This is a genomic window from Alcanivorax quisquiliarum (assembly GCF_023051175.1).
GTDB classification, from domain to species: domain Bacteria; phylum Pseudomonadota; class Gammaproteobacteria; order Pseudomonadales; family Alcanivoracaceae; genus Isoalcanivorax; species Isoalcanivorax quisquiliarum.
Window position 1 is genome coordinate 409711 of record NZ_JALKII010000001.1, and the last position, 24264, is coordinate 433974.

General features: G+C 59.5%; 17 protein-coding genes and 4 tRNA genes. 9 read left to right on the forward strand and 12 right to left on the reverse strand.

The window, feature by feature from the left end; translation table 11 throughout:
• Positions 1 to 22: 22 nt before the first annotated feature.
• The 5 genes from MU846_RS01890 (at position 23) to MU846_RS01910 (ending at position 6499) form a co-directional block, all read left to right on the forward strand.
• On the forward strand, positions 23 to 1810 hold the full coding sequence (locus MU846_RS01890; protein WP_246947682.1) for an extracellular solute-binding protein: 1788 nt from the start codon (positions 23 to 25) through the stop codon (positions 1808 to 1810).
• Positions 1810 to 2901: a microcin C ABC transporter permease YejB gene (locus MU846_RS01895; RefSeq protein WP_246947683.1), complete on the forward strand. Its 1092-nt coding sequence runs from the start codon at positions 1810 to 1812 to the stop codon at positions 2899 to 2901. The genes MU846_RS01890 and MU846_RS01895 overlap by 1 nt, the downstream gene beginning before the upstream one ends.
• Positions 2901 to 3929, forward strand: coding sequence for an ABC transporter permease (locus MU846_RS01900; RefSeq protein ID WP_246947684.1), 1029 nt, complete (start codon positions 2901 to 2903; stop codon positions 3927 to 3929). The genes MU846_RS01895 and MU846_RS01900 overlap by 1 nt, the downstream gene beginning before the upstream one ends.
• Positions 3926 to 5536 carry an ABC transporter ATP-binding protein gene (locus tag MU846_RS01905; protein WP_246947685.1) on the forward strand — a complete coding sequence of 537 codons (1611 nt, stop codon included), beginning with the start codon at positions 3926 to 3928 and terminating at the stop codon, positions 5534 to 5536. The genes MU846_RS01900 and MU846_RS01905 overlap by 4 nt, the downstream gene beginning before the upstream one ends.
• Positions 5537 to 5698: 162 nt before the next feature.
• Entirely contained in the window at positions 5699 to 6499 is an 801-nt protein-coding gene (locus MU846_RS01910; RefSeq protein ID WP_246947686.1) for an enoyl-ACP reductase FabI, read from the forward strand.
• A gap of 311 nt (positions 6500 to 6810) precedes the next feature.
• On the opposite strand, the gene MU846_RS01915 is transcribed toward MU846_RS01910, so the two are convergent.
• The 10 genes from MU846_RS01915 to MU846_RS01960 all read right to left on the reverse strand — a co-directional run bounded on the left by MU846_RS01915 (position 6811) and on the right by MU846_RS01960 (position 16613).
• Positions 6811 to 8727, reverse strand: coding sequence for a SurA N-terminal domain-containing protein (locus tag MU846_RS01915; protein ID WP_246947688.1), 1917 nt, complete (start codon positions 8725 to 8727; stop codon positions 6811 to 6813).
• Between the two features lie 589 nt (positions 8728 to 9316).
• Positions 9317 to 9393 (reverse strand) — tRNA-Asp (locus MU846_RS01920).
• Positions 9394 to 9403: 10 nt separating this feature from the next.
• On the reverse strand, positions 9404 to 9676 hold the full coding sequence (gene hbs / locus MU846_RS01925) for a non-specific DNA-binding protein Hbs (protein WP_246948273.1): 273 nt from the start codon (positions 9674 to 9676) through the stop codon (positions 9404 to 9406).
• 197 nt (positions 9677 to 9873) lie between these two features.
• Positions 9874 to 12270 (reverse strand): endopeptidase La, encoded by a 2397-nt coding sequence (lon, locus tag MU846_RS01930; protein ID WP_442780652.1) that lies wholly within the window; start codon positions 12268 to 12270, stop codon positions 9874 to 9876.
• Positions 12271 to 12307: 37 nt separating this feature from the next.
• Positions 12308 to 13612 (reverse strand): ATP-dependent Clp protease ATP-binding subunit ClpX, encoded by a 1305-nt coding sequence (gene clpX / locus MU846_RS01935; RefSeq protein ID WP_246947690.1) that lies wholly within the window; start codon positions 13610 to 13612, stop codon positions 12308 to 12310.
• Between the two features lie 132 nt (positions 13613 to 13744).
• Entirely contained in the window at positions 13745 to 14389 is a 645-nt protein-coding gene (gene clpP, locus MU846_RS01940) for an ATP-dependent Clp endopeptidase proteolytic subunit ClpP (RefSeq protein ID WP_306799181.1), read from the reverse strand.
• A gap of 187 nt (positions 14390 to 14576) precedes the next feature.
• Positions 14577 to 15902, reverse strand: a complete 1326-nt coding sequence (gene tig / locus MU846_RS01945; RefSeq protein WP_246947695.1) for a trigger factor — start codon at positions 15900 to 15902, stop codon at positions 14577 to 14579.
• 263 nt (positions 15903 to 16165) lie between these two features.
• Positions 16166 to 16241 (reverse strand) — tRNA-His (locus MU846_RS01950).
• A gap of 183 nt (positions 16242 to 16424) precedes the next feature.
• A tRNA-Arg gene (locus MU846_RS01955) sits at positions 16425 to 16501 on the reverse strand.
• A 35-nt stretch (positions 16502 to 16536) separates the two neighbouring features.
• Positions 16537 to 16613: transfer RNA gene (locus MU846_RS01960), tRNA-Pro, on the reverse strand.
• A gap of 205 nt (positions 16614 to 16818) precedes the next feature.
• Here MU846_RS01960 and folD point away from each other — a divergent pair.
• Complete coding sequence (folD, locus tag MU846_RS01965; RefSeq protein WP_246947697.1) at positions 16819 to 17673, forward strand: bifunctional methylenetetrahydrofolate dehydrogenase/methenyltetrahydrofolate cyclohydrolase FolD; 855 nt, start codon at positions 16819 to 16821, stop codon at positions 17671 to 17673.
• A 94-nt stretch (positions 17674 to 17767) separates the two neighbouring features.
• Here folD and MU846_RS01970 read toward each other — a convergent pair whose 3' ends face one another.
• A complete protein-coding gene (locus MU846_RS01970) occupies positions 17768 to 19447 on the reverse strand; it encodes a glutamine--tRNA ligase/YqeY domain fusion protein (RefSeq protein ID WP_246947702.1) in 1680 nt (559 codons plus the stop codon).
• A 130-nt stretch (positions 19448 to 19577) separates the two neighbouring features.
• On the opposite strand from MU846_RS01970, the gene MU846_RS01975 reads away from it, so the two are divergent.
• From MU846_RS01975 to MU846_RS01985, 3 genes are all read left to right on the forward strand, one after another.
• A complete protein-coding gene (locus MU846_RS01975; protein ID WP_246947703.1) occupies positions 19578 to 20075 on the forward strand; it encodes a peptidylprolyl isomerase in 498 nt (165 codons plus the stop codon).
• A 121-nt stretch (positions 20076 to 20196) separates the two neighbouring features.
• Complete coding sequence (locus MU846_RS01980; protein WP_246947704.1) at positions 20197 to 20799, forward strand: peptidylprolyl isomerase; 603 nt, start codon at positions 20197 to 20199, stop codon at positions 20797 to 20799.
• A complete protein-coding gene (locus MU846_RS01985) occupies positions 20796 to 21521 on the forward strand; it encodes a UDP-2,3-diacylglucosamine diphosphatase (RefSeq protein ID WP_246947705.1) in 726 nt (241 codons plus the stop codon). Before MU846_RS01980 ends, MU846_RS01985 begins: the two co-directional genes overlap by 4 nt.
• Before the next feature lie 326 nt (positions 21522 to 21847).
• On the opposite strand, the gene MU846_RS01990 is transcribed toward MU846_RS01985, so the two are convergent.
• Positions 21848 to 24199 (reverse strand): hypothetical protein, encoded by a 2352-nt coding sequence (locus MU846_RS01990; RefSeq protein WP_246947707.1) that lies wholly within the window; start codon positions 24197 to 24199, stop codon positions 21848 to 21850.
• Positions 24200 to 24264 lie beyond the last annotated feature (65 nt).

A 24264-nucleotide genomic window follows, 5' to 3' on the forward strand; every position in this document is an offset into this window, starting at 1 on the left:
CAGAACAAGATCGAGGACCGACATGAGAACCCTGATTGCCATCCTGCTCAGCCTGTGTGCCACGGGCGCTCTGGCAGCACCGCAATACCACGCCGTAGCCATGCACGGCAGCCCCAAGTATCCCGCCAGCTTCACCCACTTCGATTACGTCAATCCGGATGCGCCCAAGGGCGGCCTCTTGCGCCGTCATGTCATCGGCAGCTTCGACAGCTTCAATCCGTTCATTCCGCGCGGCACCGCGGCCGCAGGGATTGGTTATCTGTATGACAGCTTGACCACCGCCAGCCAGGACGAGCCTTTCACACAATATGGCCTGCTGGCCCACCGCATCGAGATGCCGGAAGATCGCAGCTGGGTGATCTATCATCTGCGCAAAGAGGCGCGCTTTGCCGATGGCGAGCCCGTAACCGCCGCAGATGTGGTATTCACCTTCGACACCCTGCTGGAAAAAGGCTCGCCCTTCTACAGCTACTATTATGGCGATATCGAGCAGGTCGAAGCGCTGGACACCCATCGCGTGAAATTTACCTTCAAACCCGGCGACAACCGCGAGCTGGCATTGATCGTCGGCCAGCTGCAAATCCTGCCCGCACACTATTGGCAAGAGCATGATTTCAGCCGCGGCAGCCTTGAAATACCGTTGGGCAGCGGCCCCTACCGCGTCGCCAGCTTCGATGCCGGCAAACGCGTTGTATACGAACGCCGGGAGGATTACTGGGGCAAGGATTTGCCGGTCAATCGCGGCCAGTACAATTTTGATCGCATCACATTCGAGTATTTCCTGGATGACACCGTAGCGCTGGAGGCCTTCAAGGCCGGGCGCTATGACCTGCGGGTCGAAAACGTGGCCGCCAACTGGGCCACCGGCTATCAAGGCCCTGCCCTCAATCGCGGCGATATCGTTCTGGAAACGTTTGCGCACAGCCTGCCCACCGGCATGCAAGGCTTCGTCTACAACTTGCGCCGCCCGCTGTTTCAGGATCGGACACTGCGCAAGGCACTGGCCTATGCGCTGGATTTTGAATGGACCAACCAGAACATCTTTCATGGCCAGTACCGCCGCACACGCAGTTATTTCCAGAACTCGGAGCTGGCAGCCACCGGCCTGCCCTCGGAAGCGGAACTGAAGCTGCTGGAGCCGCTGCGCGAGCAACTGCCGGAAGAAGTGTTCACGCAGGCATATCAGCCGCCTGCCAGCGACGGCTCCGGCCGCCCCCGGGAAAATCTGCTGCGTGCCCAGGCGCTACTGCGCGAAGCCGGCTATACCGTGCGCGACAGCCAGCTCTACACGCCAGAGGGCCAGCCAGTGCGATTCGAGATTCTGCTCGATGCCCCGGTCTGGGAACGTATTGCCGTACCTTTTGCTCGCAATCTGCAAGCTATCGGCGTACACGCTGAAGTGCGCCGCGTGGATCAGCCGCAATACATCGAGCGGCAACGCAATTTCAATTTCGACATGACCGTCAATGTGTTCCCGCAATCCAATTCACCCGGCAACGAGCAGCGGGATTTCTGGCACTCCAGCGCCGTGGAGCGGCCGGATTCGCGCAATGTTATCGGCCTGGCCGACCCAGCCATCGACGCCCTTGTCGATGCCGTCATCAGCGCCCGCGACCGGGAAGAGCTGGTGACCAGCTGCCGGGCACTGGATCGGGCGTTGCAGTGGGGCCATTACGTTATACCGAACTGGAACCTGGATTATTTCCGCATTGCCTACCAGCGCCATATTGCACACCCGGCCAGCAATGCCCCTTACGGCCTGCCGCTGGACGCGTGGTGGGATGCGCGCAGTGAGGGCAAGGGTTCCTGATGAGTCGCTACATCGCTCGCCGCCTGCTGCTGATCATTCCCACACTGTTCGGCATCTTGCTGCTGAACTTCGTTATCGTGCAGGCGGCACCGGGTGGGCCGGTGGAACGCATGGTGGCGCAACTGCGTGGCATGGACAGTGGCGCGGCCGGCAGCCAGTTTGCCGGCGCACGCGCCGACTTTGTTGCACCGGATACCAGCGGCAGCAACGCCTACCGTGGCTCACAGGGTTTGCCACCAGAGCTGATCAAGCGCATCGAGCAGCTTTATGGTTTTGACAAACCTGCGCATGAGCGCTTCTGGCTGATGATTCGCAATTATCTCAGCTTTGAATTCGGCGAATCCTATTATCGCGACCGCAGTGTGACCGAGCTGATTCTCGAACGGTTGCCCGTGTCTATCTCGCTCGGGTTATGGAGCACGCTGCTGACTTATCTGGTCTCCATCCCGCTGGGCATTCGCAAGGCGGTGCGCCATGGCACACCGTTTGATGTGTGGAGCAGCAGCCTGATTATTGTCGGCTATGCCATTCCCAGCTTCCTGTTTGCCATTCTGCTGGTGGTGCTGTTTGCCGGTGGCAGTTATCTGGACTGGTTTCCCCTGCGTGGGCTGACCTCCGACAACTGGGAGCAATTGAGCCTGATGGGCAAACTGCTGGATTATTTCTGGCATATCACCCTGCCGACGCTGGCGATTGTCATCGGCAGCTTTGCCACACTGACCATGCTCACCAAGAATTCATTTCTCGACGAGATCAGCAAGCTTTATGTGCAGACCGCACGCGCCAAGGGGCTGACGGAAAACCAGGTGCTCTACCGCCACGTATTCCGCAACGCCATGCTGATCATCATCGCCGGCTTTCCGGCAGCCTTCATCAGCATGTTCTTTTCCGGTGTGCTGCTGATCGAATATATCTTCTCGCTCGATGGCCTCGGCCTGCTGGGCTTCGAATCTGTGATCAATCGCGACTATCCGGTGGTATTCGGCACCCTGTTCATTTTTACGCTGATCGGCCTGCTGCTGAAGCTGGTCAGTGATCTCACTTATATGCTGGTCGACCCGCGTATCGATTTTGAACGGAGAGATCTGTAGTGCGCTTTCGTAACCCCGTTTACCAGCGCCAGTGGCAAGCCTTCCGGGCCAACCGGCGTGGCTATTGGTCGTTATGGATTTTCCTGACGCTATTCGTGCTGTGCATGGGTGCCGAACTGATCGCCAATGACAAGCCGCTACTGCTCAGTTATCAGGACGAACTCTATTTCCCGGTGCTCAAGACCTACCCCGAAACCACCTTCGGCGGCATGTTCGAAACCGAAGCCAATTACCGCGACCCGTTTGTTGCCGGACTGATAGAGGAAAATGGCTGGATGATCTGGCCACCGATCCGCTTCAGCCACGGCACCATCAACTACGATCTGATGGTGCCCTCACCTGCCCCGCCTTCCGCTGAAAACTGGCTCGGCACCGACGACCAGGGCCGGGACGTGCTGGCGCGCATCATTTACGGCTTCCGCCTTTCTATCCTGTTCGGGCTGATCCTGACGCTCGCCAGCAGCATGATCGGCATCGCCGTCGGCGCTGTGCAAGGCTATTACGGCGGCTGGACGGATCTGGCCGGGCAGCGCTTTATCGAAGTCTGGTCCAGCATGCCGATTCTTTACCTGATCATCATCCTGTCGAGCTTTGTGGTGCCCAGCTTCTGGTGGCTGTTGCTGATCATGCTGCTGTTTTCATGGATGACGTTGGTGGATCTTGTGCGCGCCGAATTTCTGCGATGTCGCAATCTGGATTATGTGCGCGCCGCCCGCGCATTGGGCGTACCCACCCCTATCATCATGTGGCGACATATACTGCCCAATGCGATGGTTGCCACGCTGACATTCATGCCCTTTATCCTCAATGGCTCCATCGTCACCCTGACGACCCTTGATTTCATCGGCTTCGGCCTGCCGCCAGGTTCACCCTCGCTGGGCGAGTTGCTGGGGCAAGGCAAAGCCAACCTGCATGCACCCTGGCTGGGCATCAGCGGATTCGTGTCATTGGCCTTTCTTTTGTCGCTGCTGATTTTTATCGGTGAAGCGGTGCGTGATGCCTTCGATCCAAGGAAGTATCTCCAATGAGCCGGCTGACAATCGAAAACCTGACTATTCGCTTTGGTGACAATGCACCGCCTGTCGTCGATGGTGTGTCACTGTCGTTGCAGGCCGGGCGCATGCTGGCGCTGGTAGGCGAATCCGGGTCGGGAAAATCCGTTACCGCACTGTCGATTCTCGGCCTGCTGCCACCGCAGGCGCAAGTGCGTGCAGACAGCCTCCGGCTGGACCAGCAGAATATCCTCGCACTTTCTGATAGCGGCTTGCGCGGCCTGCGCGGCGGCCGTATCGGCATGGTGTTTCAGGAGCCACTCAGCGCGCTGAACCCGTTGCACAAGGTTGAAACCCAGATCGGTGAAAGCCTGGCCGTGCATCAGGGGCTGTCACGCGCACAGGCACGGGCGCGCACGCTGGAGCTGCTGCACCAGGTGCATCTGCCAGAACCAGAGACCATGCTGGCACGCTTTCCGCATCAACTTTCCGGAGGACAGCGGCAACGGGTAATGATTGCCATGGCGCTGGCCAACAATCCCAGCGTGCTGATTGCCGATGAGCCGACCACCGCGCTGGATGTCACTGTGCAGGCCGGCATTCTTGGCCTGCTCAAGCAATTGCAGGCGGAGCTGGGCCTGTCGGTGTTGCTGATCACCCATGACCTGGGTGTGGTGGCACGCTACGCCGAAGATATCGCCGTGATGCATCAGGGCCGCATTGTCGAAGCTGGCACGGCTGCCCAGGTGCTGGCCGCGCCAGCCGCACCCTACACCCGTCATTTGCTTGCTGCCGAGCCCGGTGGCACACCACCGACGCCTGACCCGAGCCGCCCCGTGCAATTGCAAACGACTGATCTGCGCGTGCACTTCGGCCAGTCCAGCGGCCTGTTCCAGCGCCGCCGCGAGCCATTTCGTGCTGTAGACGGCATCAGCCTGCAATTGCGGCGTGGCGAAACCCTTGGCGTGGTTGGTGAAAGCGGCAGCGGCAAATCCACCCTGGCGCTGGCTATCCTGCGGCTGATCGAAAGCCGGGGCGGCATCCGCTTTCACGACGAGTCGCTGGATCAGTTGCGCGGCAACCGCCAGCTGCAACCCTGGCGGGCGCGGATGCAAGTAGTGTTTCAAGATCCCTGGAGCAGTCTGAACCCGCGCATGACCGTGGGACAGATCATTGCCGAGGGACTGAAAGTGCACCAGCGTGACATGAGTGCCAGCGAACGTGAACACGAGGTCACTGCGATGCTTGCCGAGGTGGGCCTGCCGGATGACACACAACACCGCTATCCGCACGAGTTTTCCGGCGGCCAGCGGCAGCGCATCGCGATTGCCCGAGCGCTGATCCTGCGACCGGAATTGCTGGTTCTGGATGAGCCCACCTCCGCGCTGGATCGCAGCGTGCAACACCAGGTGCTGGAACTGTTGCGTGATTTGCAGAACCGTTACGCGCTTTCCTACCTTTTCATCAGTCATGATTTGAAAGTGGTACGGGCCATCAGCCACGAGCTGATCGTGATGCGCAACGGCAAGGCACTTGAAGCCGGGCCTACGGAGGAGATTTTCCGGAATCCGCGCCATGAATACACCCAGGCGCTGATCACCGCCGCCTTCGCTGGCGAACAGAAATACCAGGTTGCATTTTAGCGGTGTGGATGGCCGCGCTTTTCAGCTACCGTTCGCACCTGACCCTGCGGTCACTCCGGCTGGCGCCACCGCCGCTCTTCGTAGCCGGCTGCTATACTGCGCCACCAGACAAGCCGCGCAGGCATCAATTCATTCCAATGGACAGTATCAAGAGGACGACACATGGGCTTTCTTGCCGGTAAACGCTACCTGATTGTGGGGATCGCCAGCCAGCGCTCGATCGCCTGGGGCATCGCTGAAGCCATGCACCGCGAGGGCGCCGAGCTCGCTTTCACCTATCAGACTGAAAAACTCAGGTCCCGTGTGGAGGGTGCTGCAGAAGAATTCGGCAGCCGTAAAGAGCTTTGCTTCCCCTGTGATGTTGCCAGTGACAGCGAGATCGAAGCGGTGTTCACCGAGCTGGGCAAACATTGGGATGCTCTGGACGGCATCATTCACGCGGTCGGCTTTGCCCCGGCGCATGAGCTGGACGGCAACTTTGTCGATGTCGCCACCCGCGATGGTTTCCGGATTGCGCACGAGATTTCCAGTTACAGCTTCGTCGCACTGGCGCAGGCCGGCCGTGCGCTGCTGAAGGGCCGCCAGGGCGCCCTGCTGACGCTGACCTACCATGCCTCCCAGCAAACCGTGCCGAACTACAACGTCATGGGCATGGCCAAGGCCAGCCTTGAAGCCAGCGTTCGTTATCTGGCTGCCAGCATGGGCCCGGATGGTGTGCGCGTGAACGCTATTTCCGCTGGCCCGATCCGCACCCTGGCCGCGTCCGGCATCAAGAAATTCCGTAGCATGCTTGATCAGAACGCGGCCAAAGCACCGCTGCGTCGCAATGTGACCATCGAGGAAGTCGGCAACGCGGCGGCCTTCCTTTGTTCCGATCTCGCCTCCGGTATCACCGGCGAAATTCTGTACGTGGATGGCGGCGCCAACACCGCCGCAATGTCCATGGACAGTGCAGCCGAGTAAACTCGCCTGTATTGCGTTCAAGGCGGCCACCCTGTCGGCTGCCTTGAACGTGCCGGCTTATTCACCATAGATGGCTGCAAACCGGTTTGAGCCAGGCTGTGGTTTCCGATCAACGGTTCGCGCTACGGCCCGTGCATCCTCCGATAGTCCTTCTCGCTTTCAACCGTTCGTATCGTGCCGAAGGCCACACCTTTTCAGTGACCACTGCACTATGGTGTGCAGTTTCCGAAGAGCTTGCCGGGCTCGCAGCGAGCGCCGCCCAAAAAAAACACCGCCGAAGCGGTGCTTTTTTTCCAGAAATCAAGATGAGGTCAGTCTTCGATCTCACCCATCAGGCGTTCGTTATAAATGCGCACGTCGCCCTCTTCGCGCAGCAAGGTAACCACCTGACGGAAACTTGCCGCACCCGCCAGTTCGCCTAGCTGCCCCAGCGCCGCAGCCCGCTGGGCGGCAGTCAGCCCTTGCGGGTTGCCATCACGCACCGAGTCCAGCGAGATTGCCGCCAGGTCGCCATTGCCCATGCGCACTATCTGTACCGCCGGCTGGCTATCCGCAGCAGGACGTGGCAAACGGAATACCCGCTCCACAAGCTCTGTTTCCGGCTGGCTGCCGCCACGCTCCAGGTTTTCCGCGCTGATCACGTCCTGACGCCACAGGCCGGCCAGGCGAGCGAGATCGGCCCCTTCCGCAAGGGCAGCCTCACCTTCGGCAGCCAGCTCGTCCAGCCGCGCCTGAGCGGCCGCGAGCGCCAGGTGCCGGGCAATATCCTCGCGCACTTCAACCAGCGGAATCTCTTCCTCCGGCCGGCTGCCTGCCACCCGGACTACTACGTAACGACCCTGGCCAAGCTCGATCAGAGCGCTGTTGCGCTCCCCTTCCAGCACCGCGCGATCGCTCAACGCCCGGCGTACTGCTGGCTCGGCTGCGATATCCACCGGTTGTCCCAGCGGGAAGAAGGGCGTCTTTTGCAGCGACACACCAAGCGTTTCCGCCGGCACCGACAGATCCGCATGCTCGAACGCCAGCTCTTCCAGTTGACGCACATCTTCGGACAACCGCATCTCGGCGCGAGCCACTTTCAGCTCTTCTTCAATCTCGTCACGCATTGCGTCGAAGGTGGGCAGGGTGCGGCGATTGATCGAGGTCACTACCAGCAGATGCACGCCGTCATCGGTCGCGATCGGTTGCGACACCTCGCCTTCTTCGAGCGTAAAGGCAACCTGATCGAGGCTCGCCGGCAGGTCGCCGCGGCCGACCAGGCCCAGCACGCCACCCAGTGACGCGCTGGCAGCGTCGTCCGAGTGCTCACGCGCAAGCTCTGCAAACTCGGCGCCGCCGACGATCTGTTCACGCAATGCCTCAGCCCGTGCAAGCATGTCATCGCCGCCTGTCAGCAGAATATGGGAAACGCGACGGCGCTCCTGCTGCTCGGCCACATTCCGGAACATCTGCTCACGAACTTCATATTCTTCACGCAGCTGTTCTTCGGTGAGCTGGACATCATCCAGATAAGCGCTACGGCTGAGGTCGATATACTCCAGCTGATATTCCGGCGGACGGATAAAATCCTCCGGCGTGCTGTGGTAGAACGCCTCGACCTGCTCGTCGGAAATATCGAATTCCGGCACCAGGCTCTCGGCGGAAATACGGATATAGGAAATATCACGGCGCTGCTCGCCAAGCCGCCGCAGATCCTCAAGCTCGTAAGGCAGACCGAACGCGGTATCTTCATAACCGGCACGGAACTGATTCATCAGCATTTCGTCGCGCAGCAACGACATATAACCGCTTGGCGTCTGGCCCATGGTGCGCACGGTGCGATCAAACTGCTGCTGGGAGAAGCGGCCGTTCTGATCGTGGAACTCCGGGATTTGCAGAATGGTGCGGCCCGCCTGTTCATCGGAGATGACCATGCCGGCATCGCTGGCAGCTGTCAGCACGAGCACATTGTTGACCATGCCCTGCAATACCATGCCCGGATTGATGAAGTTGTCCAGCAGTTGCGGATCAAGCTCCGGCGACTGCTGACGCAATGCCAGCCGGGTACGCTGCACCCGGTCGTCCACCACCGCACGGTAGATGTCGTTGCCTTCGACCCGGGCCACAACATCGCCACCACCCCCGCCAGTGAAGTAGCCATAAAATGCGGAAATAATGAACGGCAAGATAATTGCCGCCAGCAAGATCTTGCCCCCTGTTCCGCGCAAGAAGTTTCTGAACCCCTGCATTACTTTCTCCGTCTTGCGGGCCCCCTCACCGGCTCATGCCACCGCACGGCGCCCTGACCCCAGGGGCACCGCCTCGGCCGCAATCAGGTGGAACACCCCATTGTTGGCTGGCCCGGTCTGGCCGGGGTTTTGAGCGAGCTCGTATATATAGGCTAGTCGAAGCCAGCTGACAACAGCCACCCTCGACAAGCCGGTGAAAAGCATCATTCTGCCATGCCTGCGCGGCCACACTTGCCGGCACTGGCACGGCGCCACCTGGGCTCCTTGCTGTCCGGGCAGCGAGCTGTTCATGCACTCGAGCAGGGCTTTGCCTGCCTTACTTGAGAAAACACCCTGAAGTATCAACAGGCGCGCCATTTCGCTTCGCGCAGAACAGAAACGGCAAACTGGTGCTCGCGATCACTGCTACCCGCATCAGCTCGGCTATGCCTTGCAGTGCTGGTGGCGCTGCGACGTTCAGGCCCGGTACACATCTCACTCCCGCCGCCCTCACTCGCCCTCACCCACTTACAGACAAGCCGGCATCCGGCCGCTACAACACAAAACAGCACGAAATAAAAAAGCGTATCCTGATGGATACGCTTTGTTATGGCGGAGCGGACGGGGCTCGAACCCGCGACCCCCGGCGTGACAGGCCGGTATTCTAACCAACTGAACTACCGCTCCGGTACTCGGCTCAGTTCACTGCATCCTTGAGCGCTTTGCCAGCCTTGAAGCCCGGCACATTCGCGGCAGCGATCTTGATGGTTTGTCCTGTCTGCGGGTTACGACCTTCACGCTCGGCACGCTGTTTCACGGCAAAGGTGCCGAAGCCTACCAGCGATACACTGTCACCTTCTTTGAGAGCCTTGGTAATGGCTTCAATCGTGGCATCCAGTGCGCGACCGGCATCAGCCTTGGAAATATCAGCTGTCGCTGCGATAGCATCAATCAGTTCTGATTTGTTCACAAAAATCCCCTTTTTTGATTTCCGGTTTTCCACTGGAGCGCTCAGCACGTCCCTGCAACGGAAGCCGCCTTTATACCAACGAGCCTGAAACCCGTCAAGGAAGCGCCGCTGCTATCCGGCTGAGCGTTTACAATTGCTGATCATTGTCAGCAGATCAGCAACATTTGCCCACTGTCGGGTAGCATTGAATGCATTCGTCAATGCGTGCTTACCCGATCAGAATCATTTTTTTTGCTATCTTCTGCCGTCGCCAGCTCCTCTTCCACTTCCGCTTCACTCAGCGGCGTCGGCATATGCTGTAGCGCAATCTCAAGCACCTGATCAATCCATTGAACCGGCCGAATCTCGAGCGCGGCCTTGATATTGTCAGGTATCTCTTTCAGATCACGCTCATTTTCATGAGGGATGATAACGGTCTTGATGCCGCCGCGATGTGCTGCAAGCAGCTTTTCCTTCAAACCGCCGATCGGCAGCACCTGCCCGCGCAACGTGATTTCGCCTGTCATCGCCACATCTGCGCGCACGGGGATGCCGGTCAATACTGAAACCAGCGATGTGCACATGGCGATCCCCGCACTGGGGCCATCCTTGGGTGTGGCACCTTCCGGCACGTGAATATGAAAGTCATTTCGCTCAAGCTGCCGGCGCCGCACACCGAGCGTCCTCGCCCGGCTTTTCACCACCGTATAAGCCGCCCGGATAGATTCCTGCATTACATCGCCCAGCGAGCCGGTCATGGTGACCTGCCCCTTGCCGGGCGTGGAAACACCCTCGATGGTGAGCAACTCACCGCCTACAGATGTCCAGGCCAGGCCTGTCACCTGCCCGATCTGATCCTGCTCTTCGGCGCGACCGAAGCTGAACTTGCGAACGCCCAGGTAATGCTCCATCTGCTCGACGCCAACATCCACCGGGTCACTGGTATTGGCAAGCAGATGCTCTTTCACCACCTTGCGGCAAATCTTGCTGATCTCCCGCTCGAGCCCTCGCACACCGGCTTCGCGGGTGTAATGGCGCACGATATATTGCAGTGCGTCATCGCCCAGCGTCAGCTCGCCTGCCTTGAGGCCGTTGGCTTCAGCCTGCTTCGGCACCAGATACTGGCGTGCGATATTGATTTTTTCATCCTCGGTATAGCCGGGGATGCGAATCACCTCCATCCGGTCCAGCAATGGCGCCGGGATATTCATCGAGTTGGAGGTGCAGATGAACAGCGTCTCGGAGAGATCGAAATCCACTTCCAGATAGTGATCGTTGAAGGCGTGGTTCTGCTCGGGATCGAGCACTTCCAGCAGCGCGGATGACGGATCGCCGCGCATGTCCATGCCCATCTTGTCGATTTCATCGAGCAGGAACAGCGGGTTGCGCACCGAAACCTTTGAGAGTTTCTGGATCACTTTGCCCGGCAATGAACCGATGTAGGTACGGCGGTGGCCCCGAATCTCGGCCTCATCGCGAACACCGCCCAGCGCCATGCGCACGAACTTGCGGTTGGTTGCCTTGGCGATGGACTGGCCCAGTGAGGTTTTGCCCACACCCGGCGGGCCGACCAGGCACAGCACAGGGCCCTTCACCTTGCCCACGCGGCTCTGCACCGCAAGAAATTCCAGAATCCGGTCTTTCACTTCTTCCAGGCCGTAATGATCCTGGTCGAGAATTTCCTGCGCTGCCCTGAGGTCGTTACGCACTTTGCTGCGCTTCTTCCACGGCACGCTTACCATCCAGTCAAGATAGCTGCGCACTACGGTGGCTTCTGCCGACATCGGTGACATCATGCGCAGCTTGCCCAGCTCCGCCATGGCCTTGTCACGGGCATCCTTGGGCATGCCGGCGGCACCGATTTTCTTTTCCAGCTCTTCGAGCTCGTTACCGCCTTCATCCATGTCGCCGAGCTCTTTCTGAATGGCTTTCATCTGCTCATTCAGATAGTACTCGCGCTGGCTTTTCTCCATCTGTTTCTTGACGCGCCCACGAATACGTTTCTCGACATTGAAAATGTCGATCTCCGATTCCATCAGCGCAATAAGATGCTCGACGCGCTCGCGTGTCTCCGCCATTTCGAGCACTTCCTGCTTCTCTTCCAGCTTCAATTGCAGGTGTGCGGCAATGGTATCGGCCAGGCGGCTCAGTTCATCAATCGAAGATACCGAGCTGACAATTTCCGGCGCCACTTTCTTTGACAGCTTTACATATTGCTCGAACTGCTGAAGCAGGCTCTTGGCCAGCGCTTCGGCTTCGTTGTCGGCAGGCAGGCGCTCACCCAATTCACGGGCGTCGGCCAGTGCGCACTCGTCGTTGAATTCCACGCGCACCACATGCGCACGCCCACTGCCTTCCACCAGCACTTTCACCGTGCCATCCGGCAGGCGCAGCATTTGCAAGATGGTGGATACGGTGCCGACGCGATGCAACTCGGCTTCGCCGGGATCATCATCAGAGGCATTACGCTGCGCGACAAGCAGCACTTGCTTGTCGCCGGCCATGGCGACTTCCAGCGCGCGAATGGATTTGGCTCGCCCGACAAACAGCGGGATCACCATATGGGGATAGACCACCACGTCTCGCAGTGGCAACAGCGGAATATCTTTCAGCACGACAGGCCTCTCACCAAGTCTTCGATTGCGCCCCGGATCAATCCGGGGCGACCTTGGAAGGCTGCTCGCTGCGTTCATAAATCAGCAGCGGCTCGGATTCGCCCCGGATCGTTGCTGCATCGATCACCACCTTCGCCACACCCTCCTGGGACGGCACATCGTACATGGTGTCGAGCAACACGTTCTCAAGGATGGATCGCAGCCCACGGGCGCCGGTTTTACGCTCCATCGCTTTCAGCGCCACCGCCCTCAATGCATCTTCACGGAAATCAAGCTCAACGCCTTCCATATCGAACAAGCGCCCATACTGTTTGGTCAGGGCATTGCGCGGCTCGGACAGGATCTGCACCAGCGCATCTTCGGAAAGCTCTTCCAATGTGGCGATAACGGGCAAGCGGCCGATGAACTCGGGAATCAGACCGAACTTGATCAGATCCTCCGGCTCCACGCCGACCAGCGTCTGGCCCACGCTCACCGTACCATCCTTGCTCTTCACCTCGGCAGAAAACCCGATACCGCCCTTCTCCGAACGGTCGCGAATGATTTTCTCCAGCCCCGCAAACGCACCCCCACAGATGAACAGGATGTTCGACGTATCCACTTGCAGGAATTCCTGCTGCGGATGCTTGCGGCCACCTTGCGGCGGCACCGAGGCAACAGTGCCCTCGATCAGCTTCAGTAATGCCTGCTGCACACCCTCGCCGGACACATCGCGGGTAATGGAGGGGTTGTCGGACTTGCGCGAGATTTTGTCGATCTCGTCGATATAGACGATGCCCATCTGGGCGCGCTCGACGTCGTAATCACATTTCTGCAACAGCTTTTGAATAATATTCTCGACGTCTTCGCCCACATAGCCGGCTTCCGTCAGCGTAGTGGCATCGGCGATGGTGAAGGGCACATTGAGCAGCCGCGCCAGTGTTTCCGCCAGCAGCGTCTTGCCACTGCCGGTCGGGCCGATCAGCAGAATGTTGCTCTTGCCAAGCTCGATGTCTTCGCCTTTCTTGCCGCCCTTGGCCGGCTTGCCGCCGCCGCCGCGCAACCGTTTGTAATGGTTGTACACCGCAACAGACAGAACTCTTTTGGCACGCTCCTGGCCGATCACATAATCATCCAGGGTGTGCTTGATCTCGTGAGGCTTCGGCAGCCGCTGGGATTCTTCATCCGCCGAGTCGTCACTGACCTCTTCACGAATGATGTCGTTACACAGGTCCACGCACTCGTCGCAAATAAACACCGAGGGGCCGGCGATCAACTTGCGCACTTCATGCTGGCTCTTGCCGCAAAACGAGCAGTACAACAGCTTGCCGTCTTCGCTCTTTCCGCCGGTATGATCAGTCATCAGGATAGCCTCTCACTGCGCTCGTTACTGAAGATGCAGGCAGCAGCAGGGGTTTTCAAGACCCTGTGTCGCCCTGGCCGGGAGCCGCGCTGGTCAAAAAGCAGGCAGACCAGCGCAAGCACCTGGCATCACTCAGGCTGCCCTTCTGCTAAGTACCTGATCCACAAGCCCGTATGCCTTGGCATCTTCGGCACTCATGAAATTGTCACGGTCGGTGTCCCGCTCGATCCGTTCGAGATCCGAACCGGTGTGATAGGCCATCAGCTCATTGAGCTTGGCTTTGATCTTGAGAATCTCCCGGGCGTGGATCTCGATATCCGAGGCCTGGCCCTGGAAGCCGCCCAGCGGCTGGTGGATCATGATGCGCGAGTTCGGCAATGCGAAACGCTTGCCCTTCTCGCCAGCGGCGAGCAGAAACGCGCCCATGCTGGCCGCCTGGCCGATACACATGGTGGATACCGCCGGCTTGATGAACTGCATGGTGTCGTAGATCGACATGCCTGCGGTCACCGATCCGCCGGGGCTGTTGATGTAAAGATGAATATCCTTGTCCGGGTTTTCCGACTCAAGAAACAGCATCTGGGCGACAATCAGGTTCGCCATGTGATCTTCCACCTGGCCGACCAGGAAGATGACGCGCTCTTTCAGGAGCCGGGAGTAGATGTCAAACGACCGCTCGCCACGGGCTGTCTGCTCGATCACCATCGGCACCAGGCCCAGAGCAGAAGTATCCTGCCCGCCGGTGGCCATGGAAGACATTGCGCTCAAATCAATCATTCGCGATTCCTGCGTAAAATTAATGCTTGCCGGCATATTATGCCCGCCCCTGCGGCACGTCCATAAAGAGGGGAAGAATAAGGCCCCGGTTGCACAAAACTTGCACAGATGCAGCTCAAAGTGCGCCAAAACCACGAAAAACGGGGCCTAATGGCCCCGTTTCTTGTAAGGGTTTCAGGCTTTTGCCTCACTCGGCATCCGCCTGCTCCTCCTGGGGCGGCCGCACCGCTTCTTCATAATTCATGGTACGGGTGTTCACTGTTGCGCTTGCCAGTACCAGCTCTACCACCTGTTCTTCCAGCACGCCGCCTTCAATCTGTTGCAGTTGCTGCTGGTTGCTATACACCCAGTTCACCACTTCTTCCGGCTGCTCGTACTGGGACGCAATTTCCTCTACCTGGGCGCGCACCCGATCCTGATCAACTTTCAGCTCATGCTGCTCCAGGATCTGACGCACCACCAGGCCCAGCCGCACGCTGCGCTCGGCCTGCTCGGTGAACAGCTCCGCCGGCAACATGTCGGCATTGAAATTCTGCGCACCGGCACCAAACTGCTGCACCATTTGCTGGCGCATACGGTTCACTTCGCCGTTCACCAGTGTGCCGGGCACATCAAATTCGTGCAGTTTGACCAGGCTGTTCATCACCTGCTCTTTGACCTTGCTACGCACCGCGTTCTTCAGCTCGCGCTCCATGTTCTTGCGCACTTCGGCGCGGAACTCATCCAGGCTGCCATTCTTGACACCAAACAGCGCCATGAACGCATCGTCCACTTCCGGCAGACGGCGTTGCTCGACCTTGTTCACGGTAATGCTGAACTGCGCTGCCTTGCCTTTGAGCTCCTCGGCCTGATAATCCTCCGGGAAGGTCACGTCGATAACCTTTTCATCGCCGGCCTTCAGCCCCACGATGCCATCTTCAAAGCCCGGAATCATTTGCCCCGAGCCTAGTACCAGGTCTTGTCCGCTGGCGCTGCCGCCTTCGAACTCTTCACCATCCACCCGGCCGACATAATCGATATTGACGCGATCATCGTTTGCGGCGGCGCCTTCTTTCTCGGCCCAGTCTGCGCGCTGCTGGCGCAGATTTTCGATCATCTGCTCCACATCGGCATCAGTGATTTCCGCTTCCGGCTTCTCGACAGTGATGGCATCGAACGATGCCAGCGACACCTCGGGATACACCTCGAACGTGGCGACAAACTCCAGATCCTTGCCCGGCTCGGCCGGCTTCGGCTCGAACGTCGGCAAACCTGCCGGCTCGATTTTTTCCTGCTGCACTGCCTTGATGAAGCTGTCGCGCATCAGTTCATCGAGCACCTCTGCACGCACCGCGCGGCCGAAGCGGCGCTTCACCTCCGCCATCGGCACCTTGCCGGGGCGAAAACCGTCCAGACGCAGGTTCTTGCGTGCGTCCTGAAGCCGAGCTTCGACGGTGGATTCCAGTTGTTCGGCGGGCACACCAGCGGTCAGACGCCGTTCCAGACCTGAAGTCGCTTCGACAGAAACCTGCATAACTTCCTCTTTGTACAAGCTGAAAATTCGGTGACGGACGGCGGCCCGATAATGGCTGGCGCCCCGGAAAGGGGCGGAATTATAGCGGAATAGCCTCGGCCCGACCAGACGCATGAAGAGTGCTTTCGACGCCTCCCGGCGAGCCTTGCCTGAGCTGCTCCGACGGCGCAAGGCAGCACGACTGACATGCCGGACAGCTGTGCCGAGGCCGGCCCAGACACAAAAAACCCGGCTCGTGCCGGGCTTCGATTGATGCTGGAAACTGGGGTGGCTGACGGGACTTGAACCCGCGACCACTGGAGTCACAATCCAGGGCTCTACCAACTGAGCTACAGCCACCATTGAACTGGTGTGGTTCCGCCTCGGCGGTTCCCGGAAACTTCTTGAGGCCAGCGGCACCGGCGCTCTTCTTCACCCGGCCACTTTTCTCTTGTGTATCTTGTGGCGTTCTATCATCTCGCTGCTGCCGCTGCTCGTGAAGCCGGCCATGCAACGTCGACCATCATGGGCCGCTGCCATTAGTGGCACGCCTGGCAGGGCTCGAACCTGCAACCGACGGCTTAGAAGGCCGTTGCTCTATCCAATTGAGCTACAGGCGCATCAAGCGAGCGACCCCACTTCCTTGCGGAAATAGTGGTCGGGGAGGAGGGATTTGAACCCCCGACATCCTGCTCCCAAAGCAGGCGCGCTACCAGGCTGCGCTACACCCCGAACTGAACTGCTCAAGCGAGGCGGCATCATACTCGCGCCCCTCTGGAGCGTCAACGCGAAAAGCCGCCTTCGCGCTTTATAGTACGCATTTTGCACACTATTGCTCCAGCATGCGAGAATCGCGCCTCGCCGGCACTCGGGGCCATGATGCCATCTTCCCCGGCGCGGCGTAACACCCTGGATCATCAATCTGCGGAGACACCCGATGACTGCCCCCCTGGTTCTCGACGGCAAGACCCTGGCTCAGAAACACGAGGCTGCGATGCGTGCACGCGTCGCCGAGCTGCGAGAACGTGCCGATGGCCGCACGCCGATCCTGGCGACTATTCTGGTGGGTGCAGACCCGGCGTCCGCTACATACGTCAAAATGAAAGGCAACGCCTGCGAGCGGGTGGGCATGGCCTCGCTGAAAATCGAGCTGCCTGATACCACCACCACTGCCGAACTGCTGGCGCAGATCGACGAGCTCAATCGCAACCCGGATGTACACGGCATCCTGCTTCAGCATCCGGTGCCCGCGCAGATCGACGAACGGGCCTGCTTTGATGCCATTGCTCTGGAAAAAGACGTGGACGGCGTGACTTGCCTGGGTTTCGGCCGCATGAGCATGGGCGAGAGCGCCTATGGTTGCGCTACACCAAAAGGTATCATGCGCTTGCTGGAGCATTATCAGATACCGCTGCAAGGCAAACACGCGGTGGTAGTCGGCCGCAGCCCGATCCTGGGTAAACCCATGGCGATGATGCTGCTTGGCGCCAACGCCACTGTGACTATCTGCCACTCTCGCACCGAGCGGCTGGCGGATCACATTCGACAGGCCGATATCGTGGTGGGCGCCGTGGGCAAACCGGAATTCATCAAGGCGGAATGGATCAAGGACGGCGCCGTCGTGGTAGACGCCGGCTACCACCCCGGCGGTGTGGGCGATATCGAGCTGGAGCCTCTGAAAGACCGGGTAGCCGCCTGGACGCCGGTGCCTGGCGGCGTTGGCCCGATGACCATCAACACGCTGATTTTCCAGACACTTGAGGCAGGCGAGAAAGCACTCGGCACCCCGTAAGCGCTGCCGCCTCCCTCGGCCACACAAATGAAAACGGCCCCCTCGCTTCGGCCAGGCACGCGAGGGGGCCGCCATTCCAGGCAACGCCACGCTGTCAGAACGACTCGCGCAACCCCACCGTCAGGTTGAATACCAGCCGCTCCGGCTCGCTGTCCTCATCAACACAGAAATACCCTTCCCGCTCGAACTGGAAACGGCTGCCCGGCGAGGCGCCAGCAAGGGCCGGCTCGACCCGGCATTCGCTCATCACTTGCAGAGACTCCGGGTTGACCACCGACAACACGCCCTCCTCCATCCGGTCTGGCGACGCCTCGGTGAACAGGCGCTCATACATGCGCACTTCGCACGGCACACTATGCTCCGCTGACACCCAGTGGATGACGCCTCGCACCTTGCGACCTTCCGGGTTGCGGCCCAACGTCTCGGGATCATAAGTGCAACGCACTTCGCTGATCTCGCCAGCGGCATCGCGGATCACTTCTGTTGCGCGAATCACATAGCCGTAGCGCAGCCGTACTTCATCACCCAATACCAGGCGCTTGAATTTCTTGTTGGCCTGTTCCTGAAAATCCGCCTGGTCGATCAGCACTTCGCGTGCCATGGGCACCTCGCGACTGCCCATTTCCTCGTTCTGTGGATGCAGCGGCGCTGAAAGCATTTCCACATGGCCTTCTGGCCAGTTCTCGATCACCAGCTTCAGGGGCTTGAGCACACACATGGCACGCGGCGCGGTGGCATTGAGATCATCCCTCACTGCCGATTCCAGCATCCCCATATCGACCACGGAATCCGCCCGTGCCACGCCCACCATGTCACAGAACCGACGGATCGCCGCTGGCGTATAGCCGCGCCGGCGCAGGCCGGAGATGGTCGGCATCCGCGGATCATTCCAGCCGGACACGTATTTCTCATCTACCAGCTGCTTGAGCTTGCGCTTGCTGGTAACGGTGTAGTTCAGGTTCAGACGGGCAAATTCATACTGCCTTGGCCGCGCAGGGATGCTGTCGCGACTGGCCAGGAAGCCTTCGAGCTTGTCCAGCGTCCAGTCATACAGCGGGCGGTGCGCCTCGAATTCCAGCGTGCACAGACTGTGGGTGATGCCTTCCACCGCATCCGAGATCGGGTGGGTAAAATCGTACATCGGGTAGATGCACCATTTATCGCCGGTCTGATGGTGCGTTTTCTTGCGAATCCGATACAGAATCGGATCGCGCATGTTCATGTTCGGCGAGCGCATGTCAATTTTGGCGCGCAGCACTGCCTCGCCTTCCTCGAACTCGCCTTGCCGCATACGCGCGAACAGCGCCAGGCTTTCTTCCACCGGCCGCTCACGGAACGGGCTGTCCTGCCCCGGCGTGGTGAAATCGCCACGCTGGCGGGCAATCTCTTCGGGGCGCTGGGTATCCACATACGCCAGGCCGAGACGAACCAGCTCCACTGCGCAGTCGTGCAACAGATCAAAGTAATCCGAGGCATAGCGCACCTCGCCGTGCCACTGCCAACCCAGCCAGGCCACATCCCGCTGGATGGCCTCCACGTATTCTTCGGATTCCGTTTCCGGGTTGGTGTCGTCAAATCGGAGATGACACACTCCACCATAGCTCTCGGCGATGCTGAAATTGAGGCAGATCGATTTGGCATGGCCGATATGCAGGTAGCCGTTCGGCTCCGGTGGGAAGCGGGTTACCACCTTGCCATCATGCTTGCCCTCGGCCAGATCCCGGTCAATGATCTGACGAATGAAATTGGTCGGCGTTTCTGCGCGATCAGTCATGCGATTTACAACGTCCTGTGGCAGGATGCGAAAACGGGAAACCGGCCCGGAACGGGCCTGAACAGTTCCGGTCAGCGGGGGCGCTAGTGTACAGTGCGCCCCCAGTCAGTCAAAGCAGGAGGACGGTTTGATGAAAGCCGCACTGAGCACCACCTATGGCACCATTGTCATTAGCCTCGATAGCGAACGCGCCCCGGAAACAGTGGCCAACTTCGCGCAGTATGTCCGGGAGGGTTTCTACGATGGCACTATTTTCCACCGTGTGATCAGCAATTTCATGATCCAGGGGGGCGGCTTCACCGAATCCATGGAACAGAAAACCACCCGTGCGCCGATTCAGAATGAATCGCACAACGGGCTTTCCAATGAAACCGGCACGGTGGCCATGGCGCGCACCTCCGATCCACATTCTGCCACAGCGCAGTTCTTTATCAATGTGGTGGATAACCACTTTCTGGACAAGGCACGCAGCCAGGATGGCTGGGGCTATGCGGTGTTCGGCAAAGTGATCGAAGGCGAAGAAGTGCTCAATCGCATCAAGGCAGTCGCCACCGGCAACAAGGGTTTTCACCAGGATGTCCCGCTGGAAACCGTGCTGATCGAAAAAGCCGAGCTGATCGAAGAGTAATCGTTACCCGACCCGGCCAGGGCCGCTCATTAGCGGCCCGATGGCCATAAATCGAATAATGACGGCCTGCCCCGACAATGGCCTGCCAGATAATGGCTTACCGGATAAAGGAGACAACCCCATGCGCCGCCTGTTTCTGAGCCTCGCCCTGCTACTACCCTTGGCCGCCACGGCTGACAACCCGCAAGTCACCATGGAAACCAGCGAAGGCACAGTAGTGATCGAGCTGCATCAGGATAAAGCGCCTGTGACGGTGGCCAACTTCTTGCAGTACGTCGATCAGGGGCACTACGACGGCACTGTTTTTCACCGGGTCATTCCCCGCTTCATGATTCAGGGCGGTGGCTTTACCCGCGACTATCAGCAAAAAGACACTCTGGCGCCGATCACCAACGAAGCCAACAACGGCTTGCGGAACCTGCGCGGCACCCTTGCCATGGCGCGCACCAGTGACCCGCACTCCGCCACCAGCCAGTTTTTCATCAATACGGTCAACAACCCCAACCTGGATCACCGTGGTGAAAACGCTTCCGGCTGGGGTTACGCCGTGTTTGGCAAAGTGGTCAAAGGCATGGATGTGGTGGATCGCATCAGCGCCCTGCCCACCGGGCGCGGCACGCTCAATGGTATGCCGGCCAGTGACGTGCCGAATCGCCCGGTCATCATCCGCAGCATTGCCCGGCTGGCAGAAGACGATGCAACAGCAGCGGCCGAGACAGAATGACCTACACGCTCTTTATTTCCGATCTGCATCTTGATGCCGCCCGGCCGGAACACCTGACAGCACTGGAGCAGCTGCTGGCTCGCCACAAGGGCTGTGATGCCCTTTATGTGCTCGGCGATCTGTTCGAAACCTGGATCGGCGACGATGACGACACCGAGTTCAATCAGGCGGCCATCAAGGTGTTTCGCGATTTCAGTGACAGTGGCAGCGCCTTGTTTTTCATGCACGGCAACCGCGATTTCCTGCTGGGCCCGGCTTTCGCAGAGGCCACCGGCGGCACGCTGCTCGATGAAGGCACCGTGGTGGATCTCTACGGCACCGCCGCGCTGCTGATGCATGGCGACAGCCTGTGCACCGGCGACGAAAAATACATGGCGTTTCGCGCTCAGGTGCGCGACCCGGCGTGGCAGGCGGACATGCTCGCCAAACCGTTGGAGCAGCGCCGCATGATCGCACAGATGATGCGCATGCAAAGTATGCAGAACAACGCCAACAAAGCGCAGAACATCATGGATGTCACACCGGAGGAAGTGGTGCGCGTGATGGACGAAGCCGGCGTTCTGCATCTGATTCATGGCCATACACATCGCCCGGCCGTGCATGATGTCGCTCTGGCGAGCGGCAGCGGCAAACGCTGGGTGCTGGGGGACTGGGGGGCATCGGGCTGGCAGATTGTGGCGGATCAGGCGAAGGGGTTGCGGTTGGAGAGCTTCGCGATCTAGCTCTCTTGCGGCGCACCACACTGCCAGCACTGTCTGATTCAGCTATCTTCTTTGCGCAAACCTGGCAAGCCCCAGGGGGCATTGCCAGCTAGGCCGCCAGCTTTGCACTCGCCGCAGGAGTGCAGGGTCCGCACTGAGCCGAGGCAAATATTCGCTCTCCGTCCAGTGCGACCGTTAGCGGGGCGGCCCGCAATACCAGCCGAAAACCAGACAAACAAATAAGCCCGCGAACGCGGGCTTATTTGTTTCAGCCAGGTTTTGTGCAGCTACCTTTATGCGTTACAAGGCTTTCACAGCACCTGCTACGAAAGCCCTGCGTAGCGCGATCAGGGCGCCTCCACATCAGCAGGCGAGCCAGCGCCCACCGCCACTTGCGCGCCACCCGATATCACGAAAGATACCACCTGGGCCTGCATTTCCGTGGTGACCGACAAACCAGCACTCGGATCAAGCAGCGAACCATGGCCGCCATTGAGCATTTTCACCACACCCGGTGCAGAAGCCATGTCTACCGGAGCCGGCGATGGGCCAGACTGGCTTGCGCCCGTCAACTTTATCAGCCCTGCTGTCGCAGCAAGTGGAAGGCCAGGAGCCTCATTCGGCACCACAGTATCGCCGTTAACCTGCTGGAGCAGCACCGGCACGCCCAAGGCACCGAGTGTCGCGGCGAAGTTCACGGGATCAGCCGAATCCACCGTGCTCTGCGCCGCGAAAATGAAACGCTCGAAGTTGACACTGCCAGGCACCACGCCGGCATCGGCCAACCCGCCACGAATGACCGGGCCAAAGGTATCCGAGTTCAGCAGTATCTGTGTGAGCTGGGTGCCCGCCACAGAAGCGGCCAGACCGCTGATCGGATTGAGGTTGGAGGCAAATGCAACCGTCGCCGCCTCCGCGCCAATCGCCATCTGGTTGATGGTGGTCATCACAGAAGCCACCATGCCGCCCAGCGAAACACCCACCACCTTGACGTTACTGGTGTCCAGTGCGCCAAGGCCCTGCGCATCCAGTTGCATACTGATCTCGTCGAGACTGGCATTCAGGTTCAACAGATCCATCACACCCTGACGCAGGTTGTCGCGGGTATTGGTCAGATTCGCCAGATTGATGAACTGCGCACCTGAGCCGCCCGGATCGTTGAAGAAGCGCTCCCTCGGTGCATCCACACCGTAGAGCAGGTCAAACGGTATCATCGGCGAGCTTTCCACGTTCAGCACGGCAAAACTGCTTGTCGGAGACACACCGTGCAGTGGCAGATCGACTGAAACGGTCGCCACACAGTTATCCGCCAGCGAGTGAGCCAGCGTGACCACCGAAGAACGATCGCTGGTGATACCATGCGCGTAAATCACCACCGGATAACCCGAGGCGCCATAGGCCATACCACAGGTTGCACCACCCAGATACGCTGGCGTATTGGCGGCATCCGGCAAGGTCACCTGCAACGGCACGGATTCCGTACCCTTCTGGCCGGCAAACGGATAACGGTAGGTGACGTTATAGGTGGTGCCATCCACATCCGACGGCGGCAGCGCCGGCGCGCCCGGCAGCCCTGCGCCCAACGCATAGCCCAGCGTCTGGTCGGCCGACCAGCTGCTCCGGGTATAGCTGGTATCACCCCCCTGCTGTGGTGCATCAAGGTAGTACGGCAGCTTGATAAAGCCGGTGTACAGGTAACCGACATCTGCCGGCAACAGGCCGCCAGTCAGCACACTCAGGTCGATCTCGGTCTGCATGGCGATGCCCAGCTCCCGTGGCTGCGGTGTGCTGAGCGTCACCTGGCTGTCCAGAATCTGCACCATGCCAACCGCGTCCGCGGGCGGGATACCAAAATCGTTGACCGCAGCCTGCACCAGCGCGGCACGCGGTGCGGCCATGGCCAGCAGTGGTGTGATCGGGTCGGTGGTGGTGAACGTGTAGGCGATCACCACTGATTCAATTGCATCTTCCAGTGGCAGCAGACCACCACTGCCCGCAACCAGTACGCTACCGGCAATGCCGTCCCAGGCACGAACGAGTTGACGCACCGTTGCCAGTGCGCCGGTCGCATTGAAGGAATCACCGCGCAGCGCGTTGTAGGCCCACGAGGTGGTCAGTGGCTCGCCTTGCGCGTCGACCACGTTATTGGTGACAAACACCAGATACTTTGTAGCAGGCTGCAGCGGCTCCTTCGGAATAATGCGAATCGCATTATTCACGCCACCATCCACCGAGATCACTTCTGCATCAATCTCCGCAAGGCCGGCGACGCCGGTGATATTGCCCGGATCAAGTACCTCGCCGTTCGAGGTCAGCTCCACCAGAAAAACCGTGGCACCACCGATCACCGAGGCCGGATTGACGCTACCACTGATCAGAATGTCGAACGGTGCGTTGGTGGAAAACCCGTCGAGCGCATTGACCGCATCGATCACCGGGTTGGAAGGCTGCGCGATGTTCGCGGTGCCGTCGAAGGCATCGCCTTCGGAGTTCGCTGGTGTGAGGAAAATCAGATCGTTGTTGAAGGGCAGGTCAGAACCACCCGGATCAAATCGTGGGTGTGTCCCTGGCTGATACAAAACATGGTCTTGCGAAGGCGGCGTGACGCGCACCTTGGAATCTTCACCACCGCAGCCCTGCAAGGCAAACGCCAGCGGCAGTACCGTCAGCATTGCCAGGGCTTTGCTTGTCTTTCTCATGGGGCACTCTCCCGGGAGCCTCTGATATTATTGTCATGAGCATGGCCGCTTTTTGTCATAATAAA

Excerpts from the sequence above, each read along its gene's own strand:
- MU846_RS01890 (WP_246947682.1), top strand. The coding sequence starts at position 23 with ATGAGAACCCTGATTGCCATCCTGCTCAGCCTGTGTGCCACGGGCGCT.
- MU846_RS01895 (WP_246947683.1), top strand. The coding sequence starts at position 1,810 with ATGAGTCGCTACATCGCTCGCCGCCTGCTGCTGATCATTCCCACACTG.
- MU846_RS01905 (WP_246947685.1), top strand. The coding sequence starts at position 3,926 with ATGAGCCGGCTGACAATCGAAAACCTGACTATTCGCTTTGGTGACAAT.
- MU846_RS01910 (WP_246947686.1), top strand. The coding sequence starts at position 5,699 with ATGGGCTTTCTTGCCGGTAAACGCTACCTGATTGTGGGGATCGCCAGC.
- MU846_RS01915 (WP_246947688.1), bottom strand. The coding sequence starts at position 8,727 with ATGCAGGGGTTCAGAAACTTCTTGCGCGGAACAGGGGGCAAGATCTTG.
- clpX (WP_246947690.1), bottom strand. The coding sequence starts at position 13,612 with ATGACTGATCATACCGGCGGAAAGAGCGAAGACGGCAAGCTGTTGTAC.
- clpP (WP_306799181.1), bottom strand. The coding sequence starts at position 14,389 with ATGATTGATTTGAGCGCAATGTCTTCCATGGCCACCGGCGGGCAGGAT.
- tig (WP_246947695.1), bottom strand. The coding sequence starts at position 15,902 with ATGCAGGTTTCTGTCGAAGCGACTTCAGGTCTGGAACGGCGTCTGACC.
- folD (WP_246947697.1), top strand. The coding sequence starts at position 16,819 with ATGACTGCCCCCCTGGTTCTCGACGGCAAGACCCTGGCTCAGAAACAC.
- MU846_RS01970 (WP_246947702.1), bottom strand. The coding sequence starts at position 19,447 with ATGACTGATCGCGCAGAAACGCCGACCAATTTCATTCGTCAGATCATT.
- MU846_RS01975 (WP_246947703.1), top strand. The coding sequence starts at position 19,578 with ATGAAAGCCGCACTGAGCACCACCTATGGCACCATTGTCATTAGCCTC.
- MU846_RS01980 (WP_246947704.1), top strand. The coding sequence starts at position 20,197 with ATGCGCCGCCTGTTTCTGAGCCTCGCCCTGCTACTACCCTTGGCCGCC.
- MU846_RS01985 (WP_246947705.1), top strand. The coding sequence starts at position 20,796 with ATGACCTACACGCTCTTTATTTCCGATCTGCATCTTGATGCCGCCCGG.
- MU846_RS01990 (WP_246947707.1), bottom strand. The coding sequence starts at position 24,199 with ATGAGAAAGACAAGCAAAGCCCTGGCAATGCTGACGGTACTGCCGCTG.